The sequence below is a fragment of the Pseudoalteromonas sp. NFXS53 genome, assembly GCF_056629255.1.
On the sequence record NZ_JBWVBR010000005.1, the window covers coordinates 129,824 to 153,456 of the forward strand.

Sequence of the window (23,633 nt, forward strand, 5' to 3'; positions counted from 1 at the left end):
AAAGGCGACCAAGGTCGCCTTTTGTATTTTTAAAACCAATGAAAACTAAGGTTTTGCTATCTGAATAACTACTCGACGGTTTTTACCACGACCTATGGCATTATCATTGGGTTGCACGTGTCGCTTCTCACCAAAGCCTTCTGTTTGAATTTTATCAGCTGGTACGCCCATACTCGCCATGTAGTCTTTTATCGCTTTAGCACGTTTTTTTGAAAGTTCCATATTGACCCATCGACCGCCGTAGCTGTCGGTGTAGGCCGATATAAAGATAGATTCAATATTGTCATCGTTTTTAAGATACTCGCCTATCATCTCTAGGCGTTTACGAGACGATTTGGTTAAATCACTAGAATTCTTTTTATAATTCATTACCGTAAAGGCAATGTCTTCGAAACTATAAGGCAGCAAGTTATCTCGGCACTGTAGGAACGCCCAATAAGCTTGTCGAAAGTTTACAGATGAGAGCGCGACAGAGATGCGGTCTGCACTATTTTGCCAATCTTTGTAATAGAAAGTTGGGTGAAAACCTTTTTCAAGCTCTGTGAGCATTTCCCACGAAACGTCATTGTTTAACTCGCCATCAAACTTTTTTAACAGCTGCATTTTACTTATATCACGTACAGGTACCCCTGCACGCCATTGCGGCGGCACCGATTGCAAACCTGCAAAGTCATAGCTTTCTGGGCGAACGACCATGTCGAGGTTAAAAGTCAGATCTTTATTTTTGCTCGCAACGACATTAAAAATAGCTTCACCATAATATGGGATTTCATGATGCAAAGCACAAGAAAGGCGTTTGGTCTTATTTACATCCCAATTTGAACTGTCTGCATTGGCGCTATACTGACGCATAGCCGCATCCGCAAATCCAATGTCTGCAAATAACAGTCCTAAACCGAATAAATATGCTTTGTACTTCACAACGTTCTCCGTACTGACAAAATAATGCCGCTTTGATGATCTAAACAATTCAAAAGCAAGAAATATGCCGCAAGCCTTATCATTCAGTAAGTCTAAATAACTGAGACATATTTCGGGTCGCAAAAATCTATCTAAACAGTATAATACGCCCCTTAAATTCATAACATAAGTGCATTATGGCAGATCAAGAGCAAACTTTATTTTCCCAACGCTTTCGTGGTTTCTTCCCTGTTGTTATCGACGTAGAAACAGCTGGCTTTAACAAAGACACAGATGCGCTATTAGAAATCGCTGCCACAACATTAAAAATGGATGATGAAGGTGTTCTAAGTTTAGATCAAACTCTACACTTTCATGTAAAGCCTTTCGAAGGTGCAAACATCGAACAAGCTGCCATTGAATTTAACGGCATTGATCCGTTTTCAGAATTGCGTGGTGCTGAAGATGAAGATATTGTGATCAAAGAAATCTGTAAAATGGTGAGAAAAGCGCAAAAAGCTGCGGGTTGCTCTCGCTCAGTGGTTGTTGCACATAATGCCGCATTTGATCATGGCTTTTTAAATGCAGCGATAGAGCGCAACAAAATTAAGCGCACCCCTTTTCATCCGTTTGTTAGCTTTGATACAACCTCTTTGGCAGGTCTCGCACTGGGCCAAACTGTGCTTGCTAAAGCGTGTCGCACTGCCGGTATTGAATTTGATAATAGCCAAGCTCACTCAGCCCTGTACGACACCGAACGTACAGCCGAGTTATTTTGCTTTATCGTAAATAAATGGCAAGCATTAGGTGGTTGGCCGTTGCCTGAAATAGAAGCAGAACAAGACGAAACAGAAGCGTAGACTTTTATTAATAAAGAATAGAAATATCTAAACTTCTCTCATTAGATAAACATATTTCACCAGACATAAAAAAACCGCTTATCGAAGCGGTTTTTTATTGCTAACTTTAACTTAATACCAAACTTAATAATAAAGTGGCCTATTTGAAGTAGAGAAAACTAGGCAATAACAAGGCAAAAATATCGATATTTAGTTGTTCTAAATGAGAAATTTTTAACACCGTTAGTGTCAGTTTTAACTCTTCAAATTGATTAAGTATTATTAAAGCTTGGTATACTTTATAGGTATTGGCCTAAAGCTTTTACTTGGTCGATCATACGGTTTGAGAAACCCCATTCATTGTCGTACCAAGCCATTACTTTAACAAGCTTACCATCAACTTTAGTTTGCGTTGAATCAAATACTGATGACGCTGGGTTGTGGTTGAAGTCAATTGAAACTAGCGGAAGTTCGTTGTACTCAAGTACTTCAGCCATTGCACCTTCAGTTGCAGCCGCTTTAACCGCAGCATTAACTTCTTCAGCAGTTGTTTCGCGAGAAGCAATAAAAGTTAAATCAACTAAAGATACATTAACTGTAGGAACACGAACCGCCATACCGTCTAACTTGCCAGCAAGCTCTGGTAACACTAAGCCAACTGCTTTTGCAGCACCCGTTTTAGTTGGGATCATAGACTGGGTTGCACTACGCGCACGGTAAAGGTCTGGATGATAAACATCCGTAAGCACTTGGTCATTTGTGTAAGCGTGAATGGTTGTCATGCTACCCTGTTCGATACCAATTGCGTCATTTAGTGCTTTAGCAACTGGTGCAAGACAGTTGGTTGTACAAGATGCATTTGAAATGATGTTGCTTGATGCATTGATCACTTCAGAGTTCACACCGTGAACAACCGTTGCATCAAGATCAGTACCCGGTGCTGAAACGATTACTTTTTTTGCACCCGCTTCAATGTGCTTAGAAGCTGCATCACGTGACGTGAAGATACCTGTACATTCTAAAACGATATCAACGTTAAGCGCTTTCCAAGGTAAGTTCGCAGGATCACGTTCTTGAGTAAGCGTTATTTCGTCATTACCTATCACTAACGTGTTTTCAGCTAGCACAACTTCTTGGTTGAAACGACCATGTACTGAATCAAATTGAGTTAGGTGCGCATTTACGTTAGCAGGTGCTAGGTCGTTGATAGCGACAATTTTAATTTGTTCGTTTTGACCAGACTCATAAAGCGCTCGTAAAACATTGCGACCGATGCGGCCATAACCGTTAATTGCGATATTAATCATTTTCAGTTCCTCGACTATTTTACTTCACTTGCTTGTTTCGCAAGCGCTTCGATCGCCTGCCAATCTTTGTTTGCGATAAGTTCTTTATCTAACATCCAAGTACCGCCTACACACACGACGTTATTTAAGGCTAGGTACTTAGGTGCTGTTGCTAAGCTAATGCCGCCCGTTGGACAGAATTTAACTTGTGGTAGTGGACCACCAATTGACTTAAGCATTGGTGCACCGCCCGCAGCTTCAGCTGGGAAGAATTTCAAAAACTTAAAACCATGTGATGCTAAGTTCATCACTTCACTTGGCGTTGCAGCCCCCGGTAAAAACGGGATGTCAGTTTCTTTAGCGAGTGCTAAAAGCTCATCATTTACACCTGGGCTCACCATGAAATCAGCGCCTGCTGCAACTGATGCTTCGAATGTAGCTTTATCAATCACAGTACCTGTACCAACGTAGGCTTCTGGTACTGCTTCTTTCATTAGCTTTACTGCTTCTGCCGCAACAGGTGTGCGAAGGGTAATTTCTAGTGCTTTTAGGCCACCGTTATATAACGCTTTGGCTAAAGGTGCAGCGTCTTCTAAGTTTTCAATCACCACCACTGGTACAACTGGTGCTGATGTTAAAATGTTTTCAATACTCATCTTGTTCCTCATTCCCAATGCTTTTATTCTTCTAGTCCAAAGGCACTCGCGCCTAGGTCTGCACTGCTTACGATATTTCTGAATCCAGCGAATAGCTCACGGCCTGTGCCATAAGTTGGCTCTGTATGACTGATCACATGCTCGCGTTTTGCTAACTCTTCATCTGATACATGTAGAATTAAGTCACCATTTGGTGCATCTAATGTGATCAAATCGCCTTCTTGAATCTTAGCGATGATCCCGCCCTCAACTGCTTCTGGTGCTAAGTGGATTGCTGCAGGTACTTTACCTGACGCACCTGACATACGGCCGTCAGTCACAATCGCTACTTTGTAGCCTTGGTCCTGAAGCGTTGCCATTACAGGCGTTAATTTATGAAGCTCTGGCATGCCCTTAGCTTTTGGACCCTGCTCTTTTAACACTGCGATAAAATCTTGATTTAGTTCGCCAGCAGCAAATGCTTCTTGCAATGCTGATTGAGAACTAAAGACTTTAGCTGGCGCACTCACAAACTGGTGTTGCTCTTGTACAGCAGATACCTTAATAACTGCTTTACCAATATTGCCTGTTAGTAGCTGTAATCCACCTTGTTTATTGAATGGGTTACTCACAGGACGAAGTACTTCTTCATCTAGTGAGTTTTCAGGACATGGTACCCACTTCACTTTGCTAGGACCTGTGCTGCTAGACATAATTAGGTTGTCATCAACATCTAAAACTGGCTCTTGGGTATACGCATCAAGACCTTCACCAACAATGGTTTTCACATCATTATGTAAGAAACCTGCGTCACGAAGTTCACGCATTAAGAAGCCCATACCACCAGCTGCTTGGAAGTGGTTAACGTCCGCAGAACCATTTGGATAAATACGAGTAAGTAGTGGCACAACTTCTGAAAGTTCAGCCATGTCTTTCCAGGTGATTTGAACGCCAGCAGCTTTAGCCATAGCAACTAGATGGATAGCATGGTTAGTAGAGCCACCGGTAGCTAGTAAACCTACTAAACCATTGATGACAGTCTTTTCGCTTACTACTTCACCGATTGGGTTTGCATCTTTAGTATCGATAAGCTGCTTAAGCATTAACTCAACCGCATTGCCTGTTAAGCCATCACGTAACTCAGTGTAAGGGTTAATGAAAGAACTGCCAGGAAGATGAAGACCCATGATCTCCATCAGCATCTGGTTTGAGTTTGCAGTACCGTAGAATGTACAAGTACCCGCGCTGTGGTAAGACGCACTTTCTGCTTCTAAAAGCTCTTCACGAGATACTAAGCCCTGTGCGAACTTTTGACGTACACGTGCTTTTTCTTTATTTGGAATACCAGATTGCATTGGGCCTGCTGGTAAGAAGAAGATAGGTAAATGACCAAATGAAAGCGAACCGATTAATAGTCCTGGTACGATTTTGTCGCACACACCTAAACAGAAAACACCATCAAATACATCGTGTGAAAGTGCAACGGCTGTAGACATCGCAATCACGTCACGAGAAAACAGCGATAACTCCATACCATCACGACCTTGAGTCACACCGTCGCACATTGCAGGTACGCCACCAGCAACTTGTGCGGTCGCGTCATATTTTTCTGCAATCTTTTTAATTAATGGGGGAAAATCAAGGTAAGGCACATGCGCTGAAAGCATGTCATTGTATGAATTGATAATTGCTAAGTTAGGTTGCTCGTCAGCTTTAAGGCGATCTTTATCTGAGCTTGAACATGCAGCCATAACGTGAGCTAAGTTGCCACACCCTAAACCAGCGCGCACACGTGTTTGTTTTTTTGCTTCTTCGATGCGTGCTAAGTAGGCTTGGCGTGTTGCTTTGCTGCGTTCGATAACACGCTCTGTGACGGCTTGGATACGAGGATGTAACATAAAATTCTACTCTACTCAAAGTTTAAGAGGATAAAAGGCTCAGTACAATTAAAGACTCCACTCTAAATGTACCGAGCATCTTTAGATTTACCCGTTCAAAGGTACGCTATCAGGTTGTCTCTCACCTCAACCTGACACCGGTGTCATATTATTGAGCCATAAAGCTGACACCGGTGTCAACACTTAACCTTCAATTTAGTCAAAGATTCATAAATGAACAAATTTCAGTTGCGTGTGAAAAAGCTGCACACTTTTTTGAGGAAAGGATTACGACAAACTTCAAGGTATTGATTTAAATGAAGTTCTAAAGGTGAAATAATTTCTAGAAACAAAAAGTGTAAAGGCTCCGAAACACAGGAGCCTTTAATTGAGAAATGAAATTTAATTTAAAATTTTAAGACAAAAACTGCTGGGTGATCTTGCCTTCGTCTAATTTGACTAAATGAGGTGGGTAAATTCGCGTAAATTGCTTTGAGTCTCTGGCTATTGTTACCTCAATGCCAGGGTGCATTAAATCATTAACCTTGACCCGACTACTCATCAACAAGCGCTTAAGCTTTTGCTGAACCAGCTTTAAGTTGCGTTGATTTCGTTGATAGTGTGCATTTAACTGCTTCTCGTTAGCCAATAGTTTATTTAAATAAGCTGTTTTTTGAGGGGTTTCAGGGGCTTTCGCCGCTTTTGCTTTGGCTTTATTCAACGCAATTGCTTTTTCAGATAAACGTTTTTCGAACAACTTAAATTCTGTTTGTTTATCTTTTAGTTCATGAAAAGACTGTGCAATGGCAATATGTGTTTTAGTACCAGAAGGCGCGCCTAATTCACCTGTCTCTATACGCAAAGCATTTAAAACCTTACCGCCAATTAATTTACCTCGGGGGGTGTCGCCCTTGCCTACTCGGATAAGTCTTCTAGAAGATAAATTACAATGCAATGCTTGCTTTTCAATCAACAAATCTTGCTGTGTTTCTATATGAACATATTGCGCATAACCAATTGAAATGCTTCTTTTTGCACGAATAAAGCATGAAAAGTCGAGCTCTTCTGTCACTTTACGACCTACCGCACCCTGCACAATAGTGATGGCATTTTCGCTTTGCAAGTCGGCTGATTCAACAAAGCCAAGTACAGTAATGTCACCCGTGGCTTTTACTTTCATACCATCTTTAACGTCGCCACTGATGATCACAGAACCATCAAACTCTATATGCCCTGTACTGACATCAACATCGTTATAGCATAATACATCATCGACACGCATACCCCTTGGTAGCGCTACTGGTACACCTTTCGCATCTGCTATTAATAAATTTGGATCTTTGTCTGAGATTTTGGTGCCTTCGAGTACTTCAATCGCAAAGTTTTTGCCTGGTTTAGCCTCTATCACATCACCGAAAACCGAGTAACCCTGTGAACCTTCTGTTGCGGGAATACGCTTCATTAGAGGACTACCCGGCTTGACGGTGATTATTGCGCCTAAATCGCGCATATCTACCTTGCCACCATCTTTTTCTTGAGGACTTAAGATTCTATCTTGGGCGGTCATACATAAACGTACAAATCTCGCGTCAGTTCCGTCTTTGGCACGCTGGCCATGAGCTACAAAGGCACTATATTGTGAACCTGGTGCTTGTTCGAATTGCTGCCCTAGGCATTGTTCAAGTGCATCTCGATTTACACCTTTCACTACACCGGCTTTTTGAAGTGCCGCTTTCGCATCTTCTAGAGATACGATTTTTCCACCGCAAGCAGTAGTCACTTGCGCATTAGCCATCATATTGGATTCATCAACTTTGATCATAATTGACGCATCAATCGCTTTAGCAACGACCAATGAATCTTTCACATAATCATCGCCCGAAGAAAATAACTTACCTATATTGGCATGTATAACTTCAAAATCAGCATAACTAGATTGCTCTAACAACTCCAAAAGTTGAGAAGCACTAGCTGGGAACCCTGACTCGATAGGGTGTGACAACAAGTACACATATCCATCACCCTCATCAAAACGAAACAATGACATAAGTCTTTCCACACTATGATTTATTATTGTTATTGACTAAAACACGACCAAGCCATTTCACCACAACCTTAAGGTATTGTTAAGTTGATTTTGATCAATCAAGTTACAAAGCTTAAAGAATTGTAAATGGCGAGTATTTGAGCATTTGAAATATTAAACACTCAATTAGAATATTTCTATTAGTTACATTAACTTATCGACAAGGAAAACAAGTGCTTTAAGTAAAAACATAAAAATAAGAATAAAGCATTATTTTACAGATGTAGCTAAATCGGAAACTAAAATAGTACATTACAGGCAAAAATTCGCGTAGTAAATACTAAAAAGATAAGTTAACAGTTGAGTATGACAGTTAATACAGGAAAGGAGAGGAATAAAAGGCAGAGCACTCTTTACTCTGCCTATTTGATTTACCTAAAACTTGGCATTATTGCAGGCAGCCCTGGTAACAAACCAACCAAGGCCATCACGCCGGTTAACACCACAAACATAATAAGTGGGATGATCCAACGGTTCATAGAACTGAGTTCTTTACTACGCTCCTTGCAACCAATTAAACCTAAGTTATCTAGCAACATAGTTAAAGACCAACCAAACGCCGGATTAACCAATGCCGATGAGAAAACAACAATAGCAGCTGACTGAGTCGTCTTACCTTCTCGTGTCATTTCCATACCCGCCTCTAGCAAAGGAATAAACACTCCAACGATTAAGGCTACACACAATACTGGCTGCCAAATGGCTAAATCCATTGGGTAACCCCAGATACTTGCTACAACACAAAACAACGCGGTTAAAATAGCCCCTGCTGGAATTGGACGCTTCGCAATAGCAGCTGGCACAATGTATGTGCCCCAAGAAGAAGTGAAATTAGCACCACCTAAGATAGAGCCGAAGGTCTGGCGGATTGACGCACTCGTCATCGTATCGTCAATGTTCATTTGTACTTTTTCAGTACGTGCTGGATAACTGATTTTTTGAAAAACCTGATGACCTAAAAAATCAGGCGACCACATAGCCACGGCTAAAATGGCAAAAGGCAGGACAACAATAAAGCTTTCAAGGGTTGGTAAACCTAGCATCCATCCCGTATTTTCACCCCACCAATACATAGGATTCATGTTTGGTAAGCCTGGACCTGTTTTAAACTCAAATGGCGCACCAAGAGCAAAAGCAAGTCCACCGCCAAGTAAACAACTTAATGGCACTGCCAGCCAACGCTTTTTAAAGTGCTCTAATAAAGCATATAAAACGATGGTACTAAGTATAATAATGAAAGCGATATGAGACATATCAATGCTTTCTGCCCAAGCAAACAACTTCTTTACTTGCGAAGTTGTGCCAATAAAACCAAGGTACAAAAGCAAACCACCACAGACACCCCGACTGGTAAGCCCAGCCAAAACACTCCCGCCTTTGCTTATTGCGAGCATTAAGCCAAACGCCCCTATAAGCAAACCAAATGCCATAGGGTGACCACCCGCCGCAACCACAATAGGAATAAGTGGAATTAAAGGCCCATGGGTACCTGCTAAGTTTGCGGTTGGTAATAGAAAACCAGAAAACAATAAAATAAATAGAGCAACGATTAACAACTCATAGCGCACATTTTCAAGAATAAAGCCTTCGCCTAGCCCTAAAGGTGCGGCAAATGTTGCGGCAATTGCCCCCACCATCACAATTTTACCTATGGTCCCCGCCATAGCTGGAATAGTGTCTTCTAATTCAAATCGGTAATCTTTGAATGGCAGGTTTGGACGCCAACGTTTAGGCTGCATAATTTGCAATTCATGCTCTAAATATTCGTCGCGTGTTTTAAATTCAGAACTTGCACGGTGTAAATTTTGATAACTGTCTTGTTGGGCTGACTCGCCTCGGTTATCTAAATTCGATGTTGTCATCACATCTCCTACTTCGGATGTTGGTGTTATTTGATGCCACAAGCATAAAACAACCAAATTTGAAAAGAGCTTAGCAATAAGTCGAGTATTTCATCTTATAAATTAATAAGTTCGACTCTTCACAGCTACGAATAGCTCAACTAACACACAACCCGCACAAATATCAGCCAACCTATTAATTAATGATGACTTTTAAAGTGATTAATGATTGCGAAGCGCATATATAGGCGTTAGAATGCAATCACTAAGTCACTTTGTGACTCTGAATATCAAATTCAGGGGCTGATTAGGATTCGACAGGATTCATGAAGCCTGAGGTGCATGTCGAGGGGCGGTTGGCCTCGTAAAAAAGCCGCATTTAAAGTAATCGCAAACGACGATAACTACGCTCTAGCGGCATAATAGCCCGCTAGCACTCCTCCAAGAAATGCTTGTGGTTCTGGTTCTGGAGTGTCACCCCACACAAGATCGCTACGGAAACCCTGGCCGGGGTTGAAGGGCTAAAACTAAGCGGCCTCGCCTTTATTTATCGTGTTCGTCCGAGACTTAAAGGTTAACCAATAGACGATACTAAACATGTAGGACCGAAGGTCGACGCTTTCTGGACGGGGGTTCAAATCCCCCCAGCTCCACCAAACGTATAAATCAAGACATCTCAGGATGTCTTTTTTTATGCCTAAAATTAGGCACTTACACACCATTCTCTTCTTACCCTGTATCAACGCATCTCACCACATCTTTGTGTTATGGCACTCCTGGTTGCACTCCTAGATAGGTGTGCAATACTCTAGGAGTGCAACGATTTAATGGATGGAGTGCAAAAATGCCTAAGATCACAAAACCACTTACACAGACCGAAGTTAAGAATGCGAAAACGGATGACAAAGACTTAACACTATTCGACGGTAATGGCCTACAGCTTAGAGTGAGAAAAAGTGGCACCAAGCAATGGAACTTCAATTATCGCCATCCTATGACCAAAAAGCGCGTCAACATTTCACTTGGTCAATTTCCAGGTATCTCACTTACCGATGCACGCAAGTTGGCAGAAAACGCACGCACGCTTGTATCTCAAGGGATAGATCCTAAAGAAGAGAGACTGTCAAAACAGCACACACAAAAACAAGAAGCCTTATCTACTTTGAAGGCAGTTGCTGCGGAATGGTTCGAGATTAAAAAAGACAGTGTAACTCCCGATTATGCAGAAGATATCTGGCGCTCTTTAGAACTACATATATTCCCAAAGCATGCGGACGATCCAATTAAAGAAATACGAACGATAAACATTATTAATACAATAAGACCTCTTGAGCAAAAAGGCAGCTTAGAAACGGTAAAGCGTGTATGCCAAAGGCTGAATGAAGTCATGACTTATGCAGTCAACACAGGTCTTGCAGACTCAAATCCCTTAGCTGGAATTAGAGCCGGATTTAAAAAGCCTGAAAAAAAGCATATGAACACTATCTCACCTGAGGAACTGCCAGCACTACTTCATGACATATCCGAAGCCCAAATAAGAAAAGTCACACGCCTTCTGATTAAATGGCAATTGCATACAATGACAAGGCCAAGTGAAGCAGCCGGTGCTCGTTGGGATGAAATCGACTTAGAAAAAGGCTTATGGGTCATTCCTGCGGAAAGAATGAAAAAAAGAAAAGCTCACACCATTCCATTAAGCAAACAAGCCTTAAAACTCCTAGAAACCATAAAGCCAATAAGTGAACACAGACCTTATGTCTTCCCTGCTGATAGAGACCCTAAATCACATACCAATAGCCAAACCGCAAACATGGCATTAAAGCGCATGGGCTATGCTAATAAACTCGTCAGCCACGGCCTTCGCTCTATAGCTAGTACCGCACTTAACGAACAAGGCTTTGATCCTGAGTTAATTGAAACTGCCCTCGCCCACGTTGGAAAAGACCAGGTAAGAAATGCGTACAACCGAGCTGAGTACATCGAGCGCAGAAGAGAAATGATGCAATGGTGGAGTGAGTTTATTGAAAGAGCAGCTAAAAATGATTCTGTAAATTGAATTAGTGTAAATAAGCCTTTGTAACTCCAAAAGCCTTTGAAACCAAGGATATTAAATATCAAAACTTTTAGCTCTGTACTTAACTAACGTTGAGAAGCCTGCCATGTTCTAAAGTACTCATCTTTGTATGATACAACCATTTTATTCGCTGTCGCTTTAGCGAAGTAATAATTAACCGTAGCACCTGCGACTCCACCAACAATTGGTATAAATTTAGCTGCTTGTTTTGAAATCACTTTAGTTCCTAACTTTTCTGACACAATCATGATTAGCTTTAAAATATAGTTATTATTCGCTCCGATTTTCCCTACAATTGCGGCTGTTTCAATAGCTTGTTGCTTAATGACTGCTTGAACCGCTGAGTCTAATCCCAAAGCATACAAATAAATTTCTGTGTTTTTTTCTTATTGAATAGACTTATCAGGATCGAAGATAAACGCTGACCAAGCGGATATAATTGTGCTGCCATATTTGCAATATCAACCCCACCAAGAGTAATAGAAGTTGCTACCCCTACAACTCCACTTGTTGCACCGCTTATTGCACTGTATTTTGTTGGTAGTCCAGCATATTGATCCATTATGTCTTCAATTCGCCAGTAATTTTCAGCCTCATTTCTAAAGTCTTCTATAGTTTGAACACTTAACCCAAGAGATTGTGCATCTCTTATTACTGTATCTTTGTCTATTGTAGAAGAATACTTTATAAGTGCATATTAAAACCATAATCAAAATAAAATAACCTTTAAGATTCATTTCATTAATTTGATTACACCGTGAAAAATTTTTTGCGTTAAATATCTAGCTTATCCTCAGTGAACTTATCTAGTTTTCCATAAAAGAGTTCTGTGCTACATACTTTGATATACCATTTTTTGACAATTCTATTGCCCATGTATAAGACTGAGTTTGAGGGTCAAAATTATGAATTACCCAATTTTGATGAGTACCCTCCTGATACCGTCGGCCAATTTCGATAGCAAAAGCAGCTTGAACCGAAAGAAACAAGTGTACTTTTAGACAATTGGGTTGTGCCGAAAGTTGATCAATACACCTTCCTAATTCTTCAGACAATTCATGTAAATTCTCTTGATTCTTAATTAAGTTCCTTGCGTTCCCTATATTTGAAGACATTATTGTAGTGAACTCTCTTAACTCCTCGGGAAGTTGCCTTTTTGAAATAGGCGTAGTAAAACCTACAGCAATTCCCGCATCACCAAATTGATTAACGTCCTTCTGCAGTTTAGCTTCTGTAAAGTTGATGCTTTTATGTTCATCAGAGAGTAAGCTGTAATTTCCATCTCGATGAAACTTATCAAAGTAAGCGATTTCAGCTGTCAGATTTCTTAGCATTGCGCCATATGAAACCAGGAAAGGGATTCTAGCAAGCCCACCAATATATAACTTTTGACCTTTTTCATGGAGTATATAATGTTTAAAAACATCCACTTCTAATTCAGCATTATAACGACGAATTTGCGCACAAATATTCTCAGTGGCAGGTTGTTGTAGCCCGATGACCACCGATTCTCTACAAAAAGCTTTCTCAGTTGGATCTAAAATTTCTTCCGGGAAATGCGTAAGAGTACCGGGTAAAGCTGAAATCATGACTTTCGCAGTATGTCTTAACTTTTGGTTCCACTCTGAAAATATTAATGCGCAACCGACAAAAAACAATAGAATACTTAGATACATGGAATACAGCGATGGCTCCTTATAGTCTAAATCAAGCGTATTAACTATAAATTCACTTTCAAACTGAACGTTTATCGTGCCCACTGAAAACATACCTGCACCAACAGCTAGCAGACAGAGCTTTGTTCCCCAAAGAGTTCTTGGATATGCTGTTCTTTTAAATTTAAAAGTTGTGATAAGTAACCATTTGAAACGTTCCCACATATTTTTAATTACTCCCCTTCAATAAATTTAGAAAGCTCAATTGCATGAGAATTTTCAATAAAATACACAGAAGTCTTCTTTAGCCCAACAATGATAAAAAATAACAAACGCTCAGAGTTCACCTTCGCATGATTCTGCCAGTCAACTTTATCAGGGAAAGAAGGAGTTGGTATGCTCTGGGGATGTGTATGCCAAGTACCAATGTACCCAACTAGGCGATCGGAAGCTGCATAGGCATCATCAACCTCAGCTTGATGTGCTTTCGCATCTAATTTAAATGACGTCCTCGTTCTATAATCCGTATCTTTAGGCTTAGTTACTCTTTCTATCAGAACATCTCCGTTATCTTTATAGCAGCCCATCAACAAACCTGCGGACTCTAAGCTTTCAGGCTCTGTTTGCCTGTAACTAATAAGCTCTTGATATATATCATTTGGTAACCATACCCGTTTACCGCAACGGCTTGTGAATAATGCAATATCTTGCGAATTACAGATATCACATAACGGATTCTTTAGTGGTTGCATCACTAGAGAGTGATTAAAGTTATAGTACCGCTCCGTAAGCTTAAGCCCAGCATTCTCCGCATCATCACAACGACCTTTCCAACTGACTTTAGTAGAGTTTTTAAGCCTTCCTAATAAATAATCTATTGCCAAATTGGAAGCTATAAGAGCTGTCTGTGCAGAGCTATTTGCATTATATGGAATAAACATTTCGCCACATCCGGCGTAGTTTTTTACAATATTTTGATCTGGCTGAAGAAAGTTTAGGTTAGACGCTAGTCCCCTTACACCAGTATTAGACTCGACATAAGCACATTTTAGACAGCCTTTTTTCTTTTGGACATCTAGTATGGCATGTCCTCCTACACCATACCCTTCTAACCAACAATTAATTGTTGGTACTCTAGCTGTAGATTTGGCAATGAAGTCATGGAATATTCTTTCATGTGTAGGCGAGCCGACTGCAATGACAATGAGATCATATTGACCAATAATTTTAGGGTCTCTTAAGTCAAGTAGGCTAGTTCGATACCCTTCAACTCTTATCCAAGGGTATTTATCTAGTAATTGGCGCGCGACAGCTGTCGCTTTTGGCCAGTCAATCACATACCTATCTAAAGTATGTCGATACAAATTTGAAGTTTGAAATCTATCTGGGTCTGTAATATCTAGCCGGCCGACTCCTGCTGCACCTAGTTTATGCGCAATTTCACTACCTACGGAGCCACAACCAACCAAAAGTACTTTCTTGCTATCCAGAGAAGTTATGGCACCACTGCGAGGAAGGATGAGTTCTTTGTTAAAGGTTTCAACAAAAAAAGGTTTTATATGCCAATTGGCAATTTTGTCTATATTTGTCGGAAATGCAGCTTTTTTCTTTGAACTTAGCTTCATTCCAACCCATGTTTTTCCTGAAGGCGTCTCTGTTCTCAGCACCAGCCAAAACTCTTTAGCACGATAAGGGAAAACCTGTTTCTCTACTTTAGCTCTTATCTCTAATTCGAGGTTTTCTAAGGTTTCAAGGAGCCACTCTTTAAGCTCCTTTTCTCTTCTAGGTACAACGGGGTTGATGTTTTTTATCGATAAGAAGAAGCCGATAGAGTTTTCGTGTTTTTGCCGCTCTTCAACCCTTAGATAACGTGTCACAAATGGGTCACTGGATTCTTGTGCTACTCCTGCAAAAGATGCCTGAATACTCATTGCGCTATCAGAAAACGTTGGTCTATATATTTCTAATTGAGTGAAATCAACCTCTTCTATGGCACAAAATAAGGTGATTGGAGGTGATTTTAATAAGCCACTCGTATTTTTATACCAATTAGAATTGAACTCTCTTAGCAATTCACTTTTGTTAAATTCGGTATCTTTTATGAGCGAAAGAAGCAACTTTTCATGGCGCTTTAATGACTCCTCAAAAGCTAATTCCGGTCGCTCATAATTAACTGATACAGAATCTAAATGATTAACACATATGAAACCAAGCTCCGTAAACTCAGGAGAGATTTGCACATGTGCCAATGTACCTAAAGAGTCGGGGTTTCTGATAAAGAAAAGAGGAAGCTCTTTGAATTCATCAACACAAAAATGTATCAATGTGACGAGCTTACCATCGACATCAACTGTGACCGTAATTGTATCGCTTCCCTGATACTCAGATGGCTCTACTTCATAATCACTATCAAGAAAATATTTAAGTATTAATTCATAATCCACTTTAAGCCCCCTGAGAAGTACCTGAAGCACCAGCTGTGCTTAGTGGGGCTATGCCTATAGCAGCTGAAGAAGCTACTTTTGAGGATGACTTTTTTTCTTTTTTAGGTACTTCAAAGTCATCACCAAATTGTTTATTCAGTATCTCACACTGTTTGACTTCATCAGGTTCATCTATTGCTCTTTGGAGCTCACTCTGTAAAGTCATCAATTTATTTCTTAGCTGGGTACCTGTATTCAAATCACTGCCATCGATACTTTCACCGCCTACCTTATGTTGAAAGATATCTCTGTAAGGTATTTTTGGTAACTTTGTATATACACGGTAATCTTGTGTACCCCAAGGCGCATCAATATAATCAGAGTCTAAGATTCCATCTATCGTATTCTTAAGAGCAATTAAGTCATCATCAACTTCACTTGAAAGTGTTGAAGGACTGTATTGCTCTTTAATCATTACAGTTAAACCGATAGAAAATACTTTTTTTCTGGCACTTTCAGAAACAAAATTCACATCACGCCAGCGTTTTATATAGCGTATTAAACGCTTCAATTGGCGACGTTTAACTGTTGCTCCAAATAGATACTCATCAACACTGTCAATCCATTCAAGTAGTCCTTTTTGATCAGACTCTGACCACTCTTTGTGTTCATCACTGGAGCCGTTTTTTCCAACAGCTAAATAATAGGTCCTGCCGCCAATAAAAGAGGTTTCTCTTTTATATACGGTATAATCAATATGCAGGTTGGTTGCCTTATAATCAGCCGTAACACATGGCTTCTTTATTTTTGGGTCCTTAAAATTTCTTTTTTCTAAAACATCCTTAATAAGCCTTTTAGGTTCAACTGGATCTTCAGGCGCATTTTCAGCATCAATTACTATTGCACGATCAATGTCATAATCACCATCTAAGCTGTTAATCGCCGTATTGACAGCAAAGGAACCTTGCTTAAACGTTTCTATCACGGGGTACCCTGCATCTTTGAAGGCCGTTTTAATTTCTTCAAATATACTATCATCTTTTTCTTTGGCTTTTTTATAACCCGCAGAGTGGCTTGTGAGATAAATTTTCTTGTCAAACTTGTCAAAATGAGTTTGTATCGGCATTGATGGAAGTCTCCTGATCGACGTAGGTTCAATCTATTATATGGATATTCATACAGCAGATCTCAAGTGTTTTGTCTAAAAAAAGATCAGGATTTATCGCTAGCCCTTAGAGTAACGCCTTAATCAACGTGGGCCGACTGACCATAAAATGCTTAGCAACTTCGGCTTTAGTGATATTTGGATCTAATAGCATGGCATTTGCGGGGGTCACACGTCGAGGCATCCAAAATAACATGCTTGGATCTAACCCATCTATGCCTATGGTTCCGCTATAGAGCTGCTGAACAAATACTTTGAAAAACTCTTTTGGAGTCAGTGCTAATTGGTTATTTGCATCGAGGAATTGAATAAATAATTTTAAAGCCGTTACTTGCTTATCAAGCCAACTTTGACTTCTTTCATGAACGTGATCAAGCAAATAGGACAGGTGAGATTCAACTATCCCTTCTTGAGTAAGTAATACTGGTATTTCTTCATAAATACCTGCATTGCTCCGGTAAACTTTGGCATTCAAACGAACGAGATCCATTTGACTGACCGTTTGATCATTTGATGACACTTTTGCTTAGTACATTATTTGAACTATTAAAAGTAAAAGAGCTTACTCAATGAAAGAATAAGCTCTAAAGATTAGGTTTGATTATAAATATTGAGTATGTATTTCTTTATTTAAAAAATTATCAAAAATATCTATCCACGATACTTAACTAACCCGCCTTATCAAAAAAATACAATTCAATAAAAAACATATTGTATTGAGAAGGCCCAAGCTCAAGACCATTTATAAAAATGCTTATTGGACCATACACTTCTGATAACATTGGAGGGATAAAACCCTTACCTTGAGTTAGGAGATTGATAGTTATTTTGCCTTTTCTGGAATCATCAAAAGAAACTTGAATCAGGTCTAAATTATTCACGTTTCCCATGTAAGGTTTCAATGAAGCCCCATTATCAGACTCTCTTAGCTTAAAAGAAATATCAGAGATATTTTTATTGTCTTCCAAAGCTTCTAAAAATTCATAGCTAGTATCCAAATCATATTTACTCGCTATCCTTTCAAGTTTCTTCAGTTGGTCTTCATAAGATGATGGGTAATTTTCAACATTGATTTTCAAAAACAATTCTTCAAAAGTTAGATCTTTGACAGCACCTTTTGATGAATTAGAAAAAATGTAAACTGGAGTAAATATAGTGTAGCTTAGGATCATCAACCCGAGCCAAATCTGAAAAATAGTCTTCATAAATATCCTTATATTTTTACCTAAATTGCGTTAAGCCAAGTGAATTTACTAAAAACCCCTGGGTAGCTACAAAACCAACAATAAAACCTATAACCTGTGGTCCAATTTTCCAAAATACCTTTTTGTACAAGGCATCCACAAACCCACTTGCACAATAAGCATCAGGCTTTACAAAGTTCAGTATGACTGAACCTAAATATGCTCCGGCACTTGTAAATAAAATACCCACTATTAAAAAAGCAACCCAACCAATAAATCCAACTTTATGTGCCGAAAATACACCTGTGATTAACAGAACAACATGTATGATAGAGGAAATAGTGAGGTACTTTACATATCCTTTATTTGATAAAACTTTGAGTAAAAAAATTACAATTTCGCTTTCTCTACCAGATTCTTGATTTAGTTTAGATCCACATTCAGGACAAACCCCTCCTAATTCTGTAGATTTCTTAACCAATTCAACTGGTGGTGATTCTTTTACACAATCCCCTTCAGAAATGGGGGCTGGAAGTAATTCTACCTTTTCAGCTACACATTCAGTAATAATCCCAACGGACTGCAACTTTTTCTGAACTAAACAAGCTTTATCAAGCTCGAGTCCTTTTTTTATTGCATATGTTCTTCCGTTGAATAAAAGGTTTGCTTTCGTTTCCGGTATTTTTAAGTAACGAGCAAGCTTCAAACCTATTTGCTGCTGATCTTTGTTTTCATCAATCTCTCCCTTGAAGAGTACCTTATATGTAGTCACAACTATCCTTACTTAAAATAATACCCAAATTTATAACTAGAATATTTTGATGTGCATTTTTCCTAGCTAACTCTTTTACCGTTTCTTCAATATCTTACCTGGCTTCAACAACTTTCTTCTTTAAATCAATACTCCAAAGTATTTTGTATACCCTAGCTAAGCCAGCCAAGAAGTTGGCATATTGTATGAGTGAGGCGTTGATACAACCCCATTACATAAAACCTTAATCATCTCAGCTTCATGATTAAGAATATTCTTACGCCCTGCCCCTTTCGGACCCCAATCGTCATAACACATCATCATCGCTTGCTTTAAACTCTCAGCGCGATTGTTTTCTTGATAAAACTTTTTCTTATCTTGTGGAGAGTAATTGCTAAGCCTTGAATTGCTGCTGGGCGAAATTAAACAAAGGTTTCCAAAACGATCAACATCTTTCATTTTACTCGCCCCTGATGGGTCCGTTTGCGGAAAGTAATGCTCAACAGAGCTTCGAAATGAGAATTGGAAATCATCAAAGTGCTTCCCTAGGTCTTTTTTACCTTTTCCATCGAATGTTTCATTTTCAGATAGACGCTTCCACAATAGGTAATCTAAACGGTTGAACACAAAGTTTTGTACGCCAGTACCTTGGTGGAGCACTCCAGGCTCTTCCTCGTCAAACTCTAGGCTTGCACCCTCTACAATTTCTTTAAAGTAGCTATCACTTAAACTCTCAAGCTCAACTAAGTAAGCATCACTATCAACCATTAAATTCACTTCATTCGGTATTAGTTTATTTAAAATATTTAATGCATCGTTTAACCAACGCTTATAAACCAATGAAGGATTCGAAACATGGAACATTGCCAATAGCATACGGAGCTTTTCGTTTTGTTCGCCATTAAATGAATTCGGATACTCTGGGCTTAAGCTAGTACCGTTTCTGTAGGCATTAAGCCTTACTAGGCTCCACTTACGTTTTTCATCATGTAAATCAGGTTTAATGATATAACTATCAAATAGAACTCGATATTTAAGCAATTCGAAAACAAAAGTTTTGGCTTCTACCTTTAAGCCATTATCTCGAGAAATAAACGCATCTAGCAGCTTTTTATCATCCAATGAAACGCTTTCTTGCGTTAGCATTAACTTTAAAACATGTAATAAAAAGTTTGAAAAGTCGATGACTGACCCAAAACGCTCTTCTTTTTCTCGCTCTTCATCATTTCTTTTTAAACTTGTCGATTTATTCGCAATAATTTCACGAAGCGTCATGGCATCTTGTTTTTGCTGCTTACTTGTGTGCTTATCAAGAATTGCCCCAAAATTTGATGGCAACTCTTGCCAAGTGTCGCCAAATAACTCTTTTCGCAAATCAGATTGAAAGCCCATCTGGGTATAGCGCTTCATATTTGAGCAAGCATCCCAAATAGTAGAGAAAGTACTCCTCTCATCTTCTGTATCTAGCGTCGCCATAAATTTCGCTTTCAACACTTCATGCTTTTCCAGTTGCTCACCACGATTATTCATTATCTCAAAGTAATGATTGAGATCGGTTTGCGGAGGCACAACGACTCGTAATATGGTGACGTGTTTTAACAAGAACTCCAAAAAGCGATTGGTATTATCTTCTTTATCCAAACCTTTTGTTTTGAAGTAACGCTTGATGATTTGAAAAGCAGAGTGAATATTCGGCTCTTCTAACTCACCATTCGTGTTATCGTTATAAACATCATCTAACGCTCTAGAAGATTTAGGGCGACTATCAAACGTTAAATTAATATCTAAACCTTCCAAAAGCCCTTTCTTAGTGACTGTTTGATGTTTTAAATACGCCAGTAATATAGACAGTGTTGTGTGTCTTTGCTGACCATCTATTGTTTCATATACCACACCAGAATACGGAGAATGAGACGCTCGCTGATAAACAACTAAACTGCCCAAGTAGTAATATTCTTGCTTAGAAGCATAGGGTTCATTGGGTTGAGTAATAAGCCCAGCAGCATCGCTGATGTCTTGAATTAACTGCTCTATCTCTGACGCACCCCAAGCATAATTACGCTGATAAATAGGAATGACGTATCGAGTTTTATTATCGAAAAGTTCTTTAACTGATAACGGTTCAACTTGATTATTTTGGCTCATTTACATTTCCCGTTGTCATAGCTTCAATAGATGCTTGTACACTTTTAGCATTAACAAACTTTGGCTCTTTGTTATATGGAGGCTGGAAGTTCAAAACTTGTTGAGGGTGAACGGCTTTGCTAATAGCTCTAAATAAACCTTTTCGCTCTTTAGCATGATTATCTACCGTTTCCATGCCTATACGTTGCATTTCAAGGCGTAAGAAATAACTCCAGCGATAACAAATCTGTACCGCTTTATCTAATTCAACATCTCCAAATTTGTCGTAGTAGTACATTACCGCGCACAAAAATAAATTTCGTACATAACTATCGCCTTTACGATTGCTTCCGGTGTAATCGGTGTGTTTGTTTACAAATGAAGATAATCTCGCGTTCTCACCAACAAATAACTTTGAATGGATAGCCATATAATGTTGTATGTACTCAAAAAAGCGCTTTCCGTTAATCATAACTTGGTCAACTTGGAATGGATAAGTCTTCTGCTGTTTATCCCACTTTCGGGCAGGATCAGTATTAAAAGCCTCTATCGCATAATCAAGCGCCAACATGGCATCTGCATAGGAATATTGCGTGTCTTCTAGGTTAACCCCTTTAAATACATCAATATTATGCCTACTAAACTGGATTCCATAGTCCCCATCTATCCAACGACGCATACGAAACAAAAACTCACCCATTATGGTATGTAAATTGGCAGAACCATCATCAGGGTTAACTCCTTGCTCCCATAAACTTACATGATGTAGTCGCTCGTTTTGCTCTGTTGAGTCCATCATTTCACGTAAGTGATACGCCTTAAGCAAATCATGGGGGGCAAGCGCTTTACCACGTGCATTTTGAGAATCAAAGAATTGAAAAGCTTCACTTAAATCATCAAGAGTCACTTGAATAAGTTCGCACTTATAGAGCACAAAATTGAGTAGTTCTTGCCTTTTTAATGGCGTTAAAGTCGCTAATCGCTCAGCGATTACCTGAGCATTATTTTTTAGATTCTCAATACTGACTGATGATTCAAATTTATGTTCGATTAAGCTTGAGCTGATACTTTTATCTTCATTATCAATTATGGTGCACAGCAGCGTTAAGGTAAGAAGGCGCTGTTGGCCATCAACGATATTAAGAATGTTCTTATCATTTTCAATATGGGTATTATTGTCTTGATGTAGAACAACTGTACCGAGCCGATAACAAGGCTTGGTTTGATGATTCAGAATATCATCAATCAATTGGTTAACATGCTTAGGTTGCCATTTATAGGGTCGTTGATACTCTGGGATCTCAAGTTTTTTACCTAATAGCTGCGAAATTGTTTGGGGCTGATTGAAAATAATTGCCATGTATAGTTCAACTGTTGATTAAATGTATTTATAAAATAAAAGCCGAAAAGCTACTTGCTATGAACTTCTATATCCTTACCAACTCGTCACATTAAAGCCGATACGCATGTTGAAGTGCTCATCAATCTTGCTATTAGTAATGTTATTTTTGCGTACGAATGTCTGATACGACATGTCTACTCGCTCGACGGGTTTACCAAAAACAATGATGAAGTCTTCATCTAACTTAACTTCTGTTATTTCGAAAATTAGAGGGATATTCATCGTCGGTTTTATAACCGCCATACGATCACCCGCTTTCGCTGTAACTAGCTCATCCCAACCGTGTTGACCTTTTCCTAAGTCATAAATCGCACCTTTACCATAACGCTCGAAATGATTAATTTCTGTGCTTATCGCATTCGCTAGAAAACGTTTTACTTTATTTTCAGACTGATTGTTGCTGGTGGAGTTTGCTTGTGTGTCTAACATGAGTATTCCTTCAATATCTTTCTCATATCTGAGTTAATTCTTTGTTTTTGACGATATGAAAATCTTAACCGAGTAACGGCGACAACTTTTGTCGTCGCTCTATGCTACTTATTTTGCTGTTTACCTAGGTATGGATAATGTGCATCACCCCAAAGCGTATTGGGGTTGTCCATCATGACGTTGATAATGATGGGCACTACTTGCTTCATAATGTTTACTGCATCTTTAAGCTGTGCCCTATTAGCGCTACTGTTATAGGTAGCACCGCCATGCATCAATTGATTCCGGAGGGTATATAAACGACTTAATACATTGGAGGCTAAAGCAACTGTATCTTGATTACCAAGCGCAGCGTTGGCCGCTTTTTTTGCTCTGCTGAATTTGTTTTGCCATTCAGTCTCTTCGATTTTACCATTGTGAAAATCCCAAAAAGGCTGAAATACATATTGGTTATTCAGTAAGAGTCGAATACTAGAAGGGAATGTTTGCCATAAAATCTTATAGATTGACTGGCTTTGGTCTAAGTCCACCAGCTTTGCAATGAACTGAGTATAAGATTCAGCCTCTGTTCGTTTATGTGTTTCACCATTGCATGCATAAGCTGAATTAAACGCTATCCATAAGAATATGAACTGAGAATCTATGTCTTCGGTAATGCACTGCTCTGAACGCTCTAGCCAGCTCAAAGCTCGATGTACGCGAAGCGACAAATTGGTTGAAAAGGTCTCTTTGAGTTCTTGTTTTTTATGTTTAAGTAATGAAACTTCCATTTATATCCCTGCCACTTATCAGATAGGCAATTACTAACTTAGTCTGTTTTACTCGGTTTTTCCATCTTTTTTCATGAGGTTAATCAATTAACTAAGCTTTAAATCTGAAATTAATTTAAAGGCTTTCAATTTTTAAGTTAATCTGGTCGCTATAGTGACCAGCACAAACAGTTATGTACTTTGATTATTGAA

20 protein-coding genes and 1 other RNA gene are annotated in these 23,633 nt (G+C 39.3%); 3 read left to right on the plus strand and 18 right to left on the minus strand.

The window, feature by feature from the left end:
• Positions 1-45: 45 nt before the first annotated feature.
• On the minus strand, positions 46-888 hold the full coding sequence (locus AC1HJP_RS07825) for a flagellar protein MotY (RefSeq protein WP_421964536.1): 843 nt from the start codon (positions 886-888) through the stop codon (positions 46-48).
• Positions 889-1,097: 209 nt separating this feature from the next.
• Here AC1HJP_RS07825 and rnt point away from each other — a divergent pair, with 209 nt between their 5' ends.
• Complete coding sequence (rnt, locus tag AC1HJP_RS07830) at positions 1,098-1,760, plus strand: ribonuclease T (protein ID WP_480361327.1); 663 nt, start codon at positions 1,098-1,100, stop codon at positions 1,758-1,760.
• A 278-nt stretch (positions 1,761-2,038) separates the two neighbouring features.
• On the opposite strand, the gene gap is transcribed toward rnt, so the two are convergent.
• The 5 genes from gap to AC1HJP_RS07855 all read right to left on the minus strand — a co-directional run bounded on the left by gap (position 2,039) and on the right by AC1HJP_RS07855 (position 9,485).
• A complete protein-coding gene (gene gap, locus AC1HJP_RS07835) occupies positions 2,039-3,046 on the minus strand; it encodes a type I glyceraldehyde-3-phosphate dehydrogenase (RefSeq protein WP_480361328.1) in 1,008 nt (335 codons plus the stop codon).
• Between the two features lie 14 nt (positions 3,047-3,060).
• Complete coding sequence (locus AC1HJP_RS07840; RefSeq protein ID WP_480361329.1) at positions 3,061-3,681, minus strand: bifunctional 4-hydroxy-2-oxoglutarate aldolase/2-dehydro-3-deoxy-phosphogluconate aldolase; 621 nt, start codon at positions 3,679-3,681, stop codon at positions 3,061-3,063.
• A 23-nt stretch (positions 3,682-3,704) separates the two neighbouring features.
• Complete coding sequence (edd, locus tag AC1HJP_RS07845; RefSeq protein WP_480361330.1) at positions 3,705-5,558, minus strand: phosphogluconate dehydratase; 1,854 nt, start codon at positions 5,556-5,558, stop codon at positions 3,705-3,707.
• Between the two features lie 394 nt (positions 5,559-5,952).
• Positions 5,953-7,584: a DUF342 domain-containing protein gene (locus AC1HJP_RS07850; protein ID WP_480361331.1), complete on the minus strand. Its 1,632-nt coding sequence runs from the start codon at positions 7,582-7,584 to the stop codon at positions 5,953-5,955.
• 410 nt (positions 7,585-7,994) lie between these two features.
• Complete coding sequence (locus AC1HJP_RS07855; RefSeq protein WP_480361332.1) at positions 7,995-9,485, minus strand: DUF3360 family protein; 1,491 nt, start codon at positions 9,483-9,485, stop codon at positions 7,995-7,997.
• Between the two features lie 278 nt (positions 9,486-9,763).
• On the opposite strand from AC1HJP_RS07855, the gene ssrA reads away from it, so the two are divergent.
• Both ssrA and AC1HJP_RS07865 read left to right on the plus strand, forming a co-directional pair.
• Positions 9,764-10,120, plus strand: a transfer-messenger RNA (tmRNA) gene (gene ssrA, locus AC1HJP_RS07860).
• Positions 10,121-10,308: 188 nt separating this feature from the next.
• A complete protein-coding gene (locus tag AC1HJP_RS07865) occupies positions 10,309-11,520 on the plus strand; it encodes an integrase domain-containing protein (RefSeq protein ID WP_480361333.1) in 1,212 nt (403 codons plus the stop codon).
• An 83-nt stretch (positions 11,521-11,603) separates the two neighbouring features.
• Here the strand turns inward: AC1HJP_RS07865 and AC1HJP_RS07870 are convergent, their stop codons facing one another.
• The 12 genes from AC1HJP_RS07870 to AC1HJP_RS07925 form a co-directional block, all read right to left on the minus strand.
• Positions 11,604-11,903 carry a hypothetical protein gene (locus tag AC1HJP_RS07870; protein ID WP_480361334.1) on the minus strand — a complete coding sequence of 100 codons (300 nt, stop codon included), beginning with the start codon at positions 11,901-11,903 and terminating at the stop codon, positions 11,604-11,606.
• Positions 11,885-12,100 carry a hypothetical protein gene (locus AC1HJP_RS07875; protein ID WP_480361335.1) on the minus strand — a complete coding sequence of 72 codons (216 nt, stop codon included), beginning with the start codon at positions 12,098-12,100 and terminating at the stop codon, positions 11,885-11,887. Before AC1HJP_RS07875 ends, AC1HJP_RS07870 begins: the two co-directional genes overlap by 19 nt.
• A gap of 244 nt (positions 12,101-12,344) precedes the next feature.
• A complete protein-coding gene (locus AC1HJP_RS07880; RefSeq protein WP_480361336.1) occupies positions 12,345-13,418 on the minus strand; it encodes an SAVED domain-containing protein in 1,074 nt (357 codons plus the stop codon).
• Positions 13,419-13,426: 8 nt separating this feature from the next.
• Positions 13,427-15,637 carry a ThiF family adenylyltransferase gene (locus tag AC1HJP_RS07885; protein ID WP_480361337.1) on the minus strand — a complete coding sequence of 737 codons (2,211 nt, stop codon included), beginning with the start codon at positions 15,635-15,637 and terminating at the stop codon, positions 13,427-13,429.
• Between the two features lies 1 nt (position 15,638).
• Positions 15,639-16,742, minus strand: a complete 1,104-nt coding sequence (locus AC1HJP_RS07890) for a nucleotidyltransferase domain-containing protein (protein ID WP_480361338.1) — start codon at positions 16,740-16,742, stop codon at positions 15,639-15,641.
• A 106-nt stretch (positions 16,743-16,848) separates the two neighbouring features.
• Positions 16,849-17,301, minus strand: a complete 453-nt coding sequence (locus tag AC1HJP_RS07895) for a hypothetical protein (RefSeq protein ID WP_480361339.1) — start codon at positions 17,299-17,301, stop codon at positions 16,849-16,851.
• A gap of 148 nt (positions 17,302-17,449) precedes the next feature.
• Positions 17,450-17,986, minus strand: a complete 537-nt coding sequence (locus AC1HJP_RS07900) for a hypothetical protein (protein ID WP_480361340.1) — start codon at positions 17,984-17,986, stop codon at positions 17,450-17,452.
• 16 nt (positions 17,987-18,002) lie between these two features.
• The gene (locus AC1HJP_RS07905) at positions 18,003-18,737 is read right to left on the minus strand and encodes a hypothetical protein (protein ID WP_480361341.1); all 735 of its coding nucleotides are present in this window, start codon (positions 18,735-18,737) and stop codon (positions 18,003-18,005) included.
• A gap of 156 nt (positions 18,738-18,893) precedes the next feature.
• Complete coding sequence (locus tag AC1HJP_RS07910; RefSeq protein ID WP_480361342.1) at positions 18,894-20,861, minus strand: DUF262 domain-containing protein; 1,968 nt, start codon at positions 20,859-20,861, stop codon at positions 18,894-18,896.
• A complete protein-coding gene (locus tag AC1HJP_RS07915; RefSeq protein WP_480361343.1) occupies positions 20,848-22,200 on the minus strand; it encodes a DUF262 domain-containing protein in 1,353 nt (450 codons plus the stop codon). The genes AC1HJP_RS07910 and AC1HJP_RS07915 overlap by 14 nt, the downstream gene beginning before the upstream one ends.
• A gap of 75 nt (positions 22,201-22,275) precedes the next feature.
• Positions 22,276-22,671 (minus strand): hypothetical protein, encoded by a 396-nt coding sequence (locus AC1HJP_RS07920; RefSeq protein ID WP_480361344.1) that lies wholly within the window; start codon positions 22,669-22,671, stop codon positions 22,276-22,278.
• A gap of 104 nt (positions 22,672-22,775) precedes the next feature.
• Positions 22,776-23,441 (minus strand): hypothetical protein, encoded by a 666-nt coding sequence (locus AC1HJP_RS07925; RefSeq protein WP_480361345.1) that lies wholly within the window; start codon positions 23,439-23,441, stop codon positions 22,776-22,778.
• Positions 23,442-23,633: the final 192 nt, after the last annotated feature.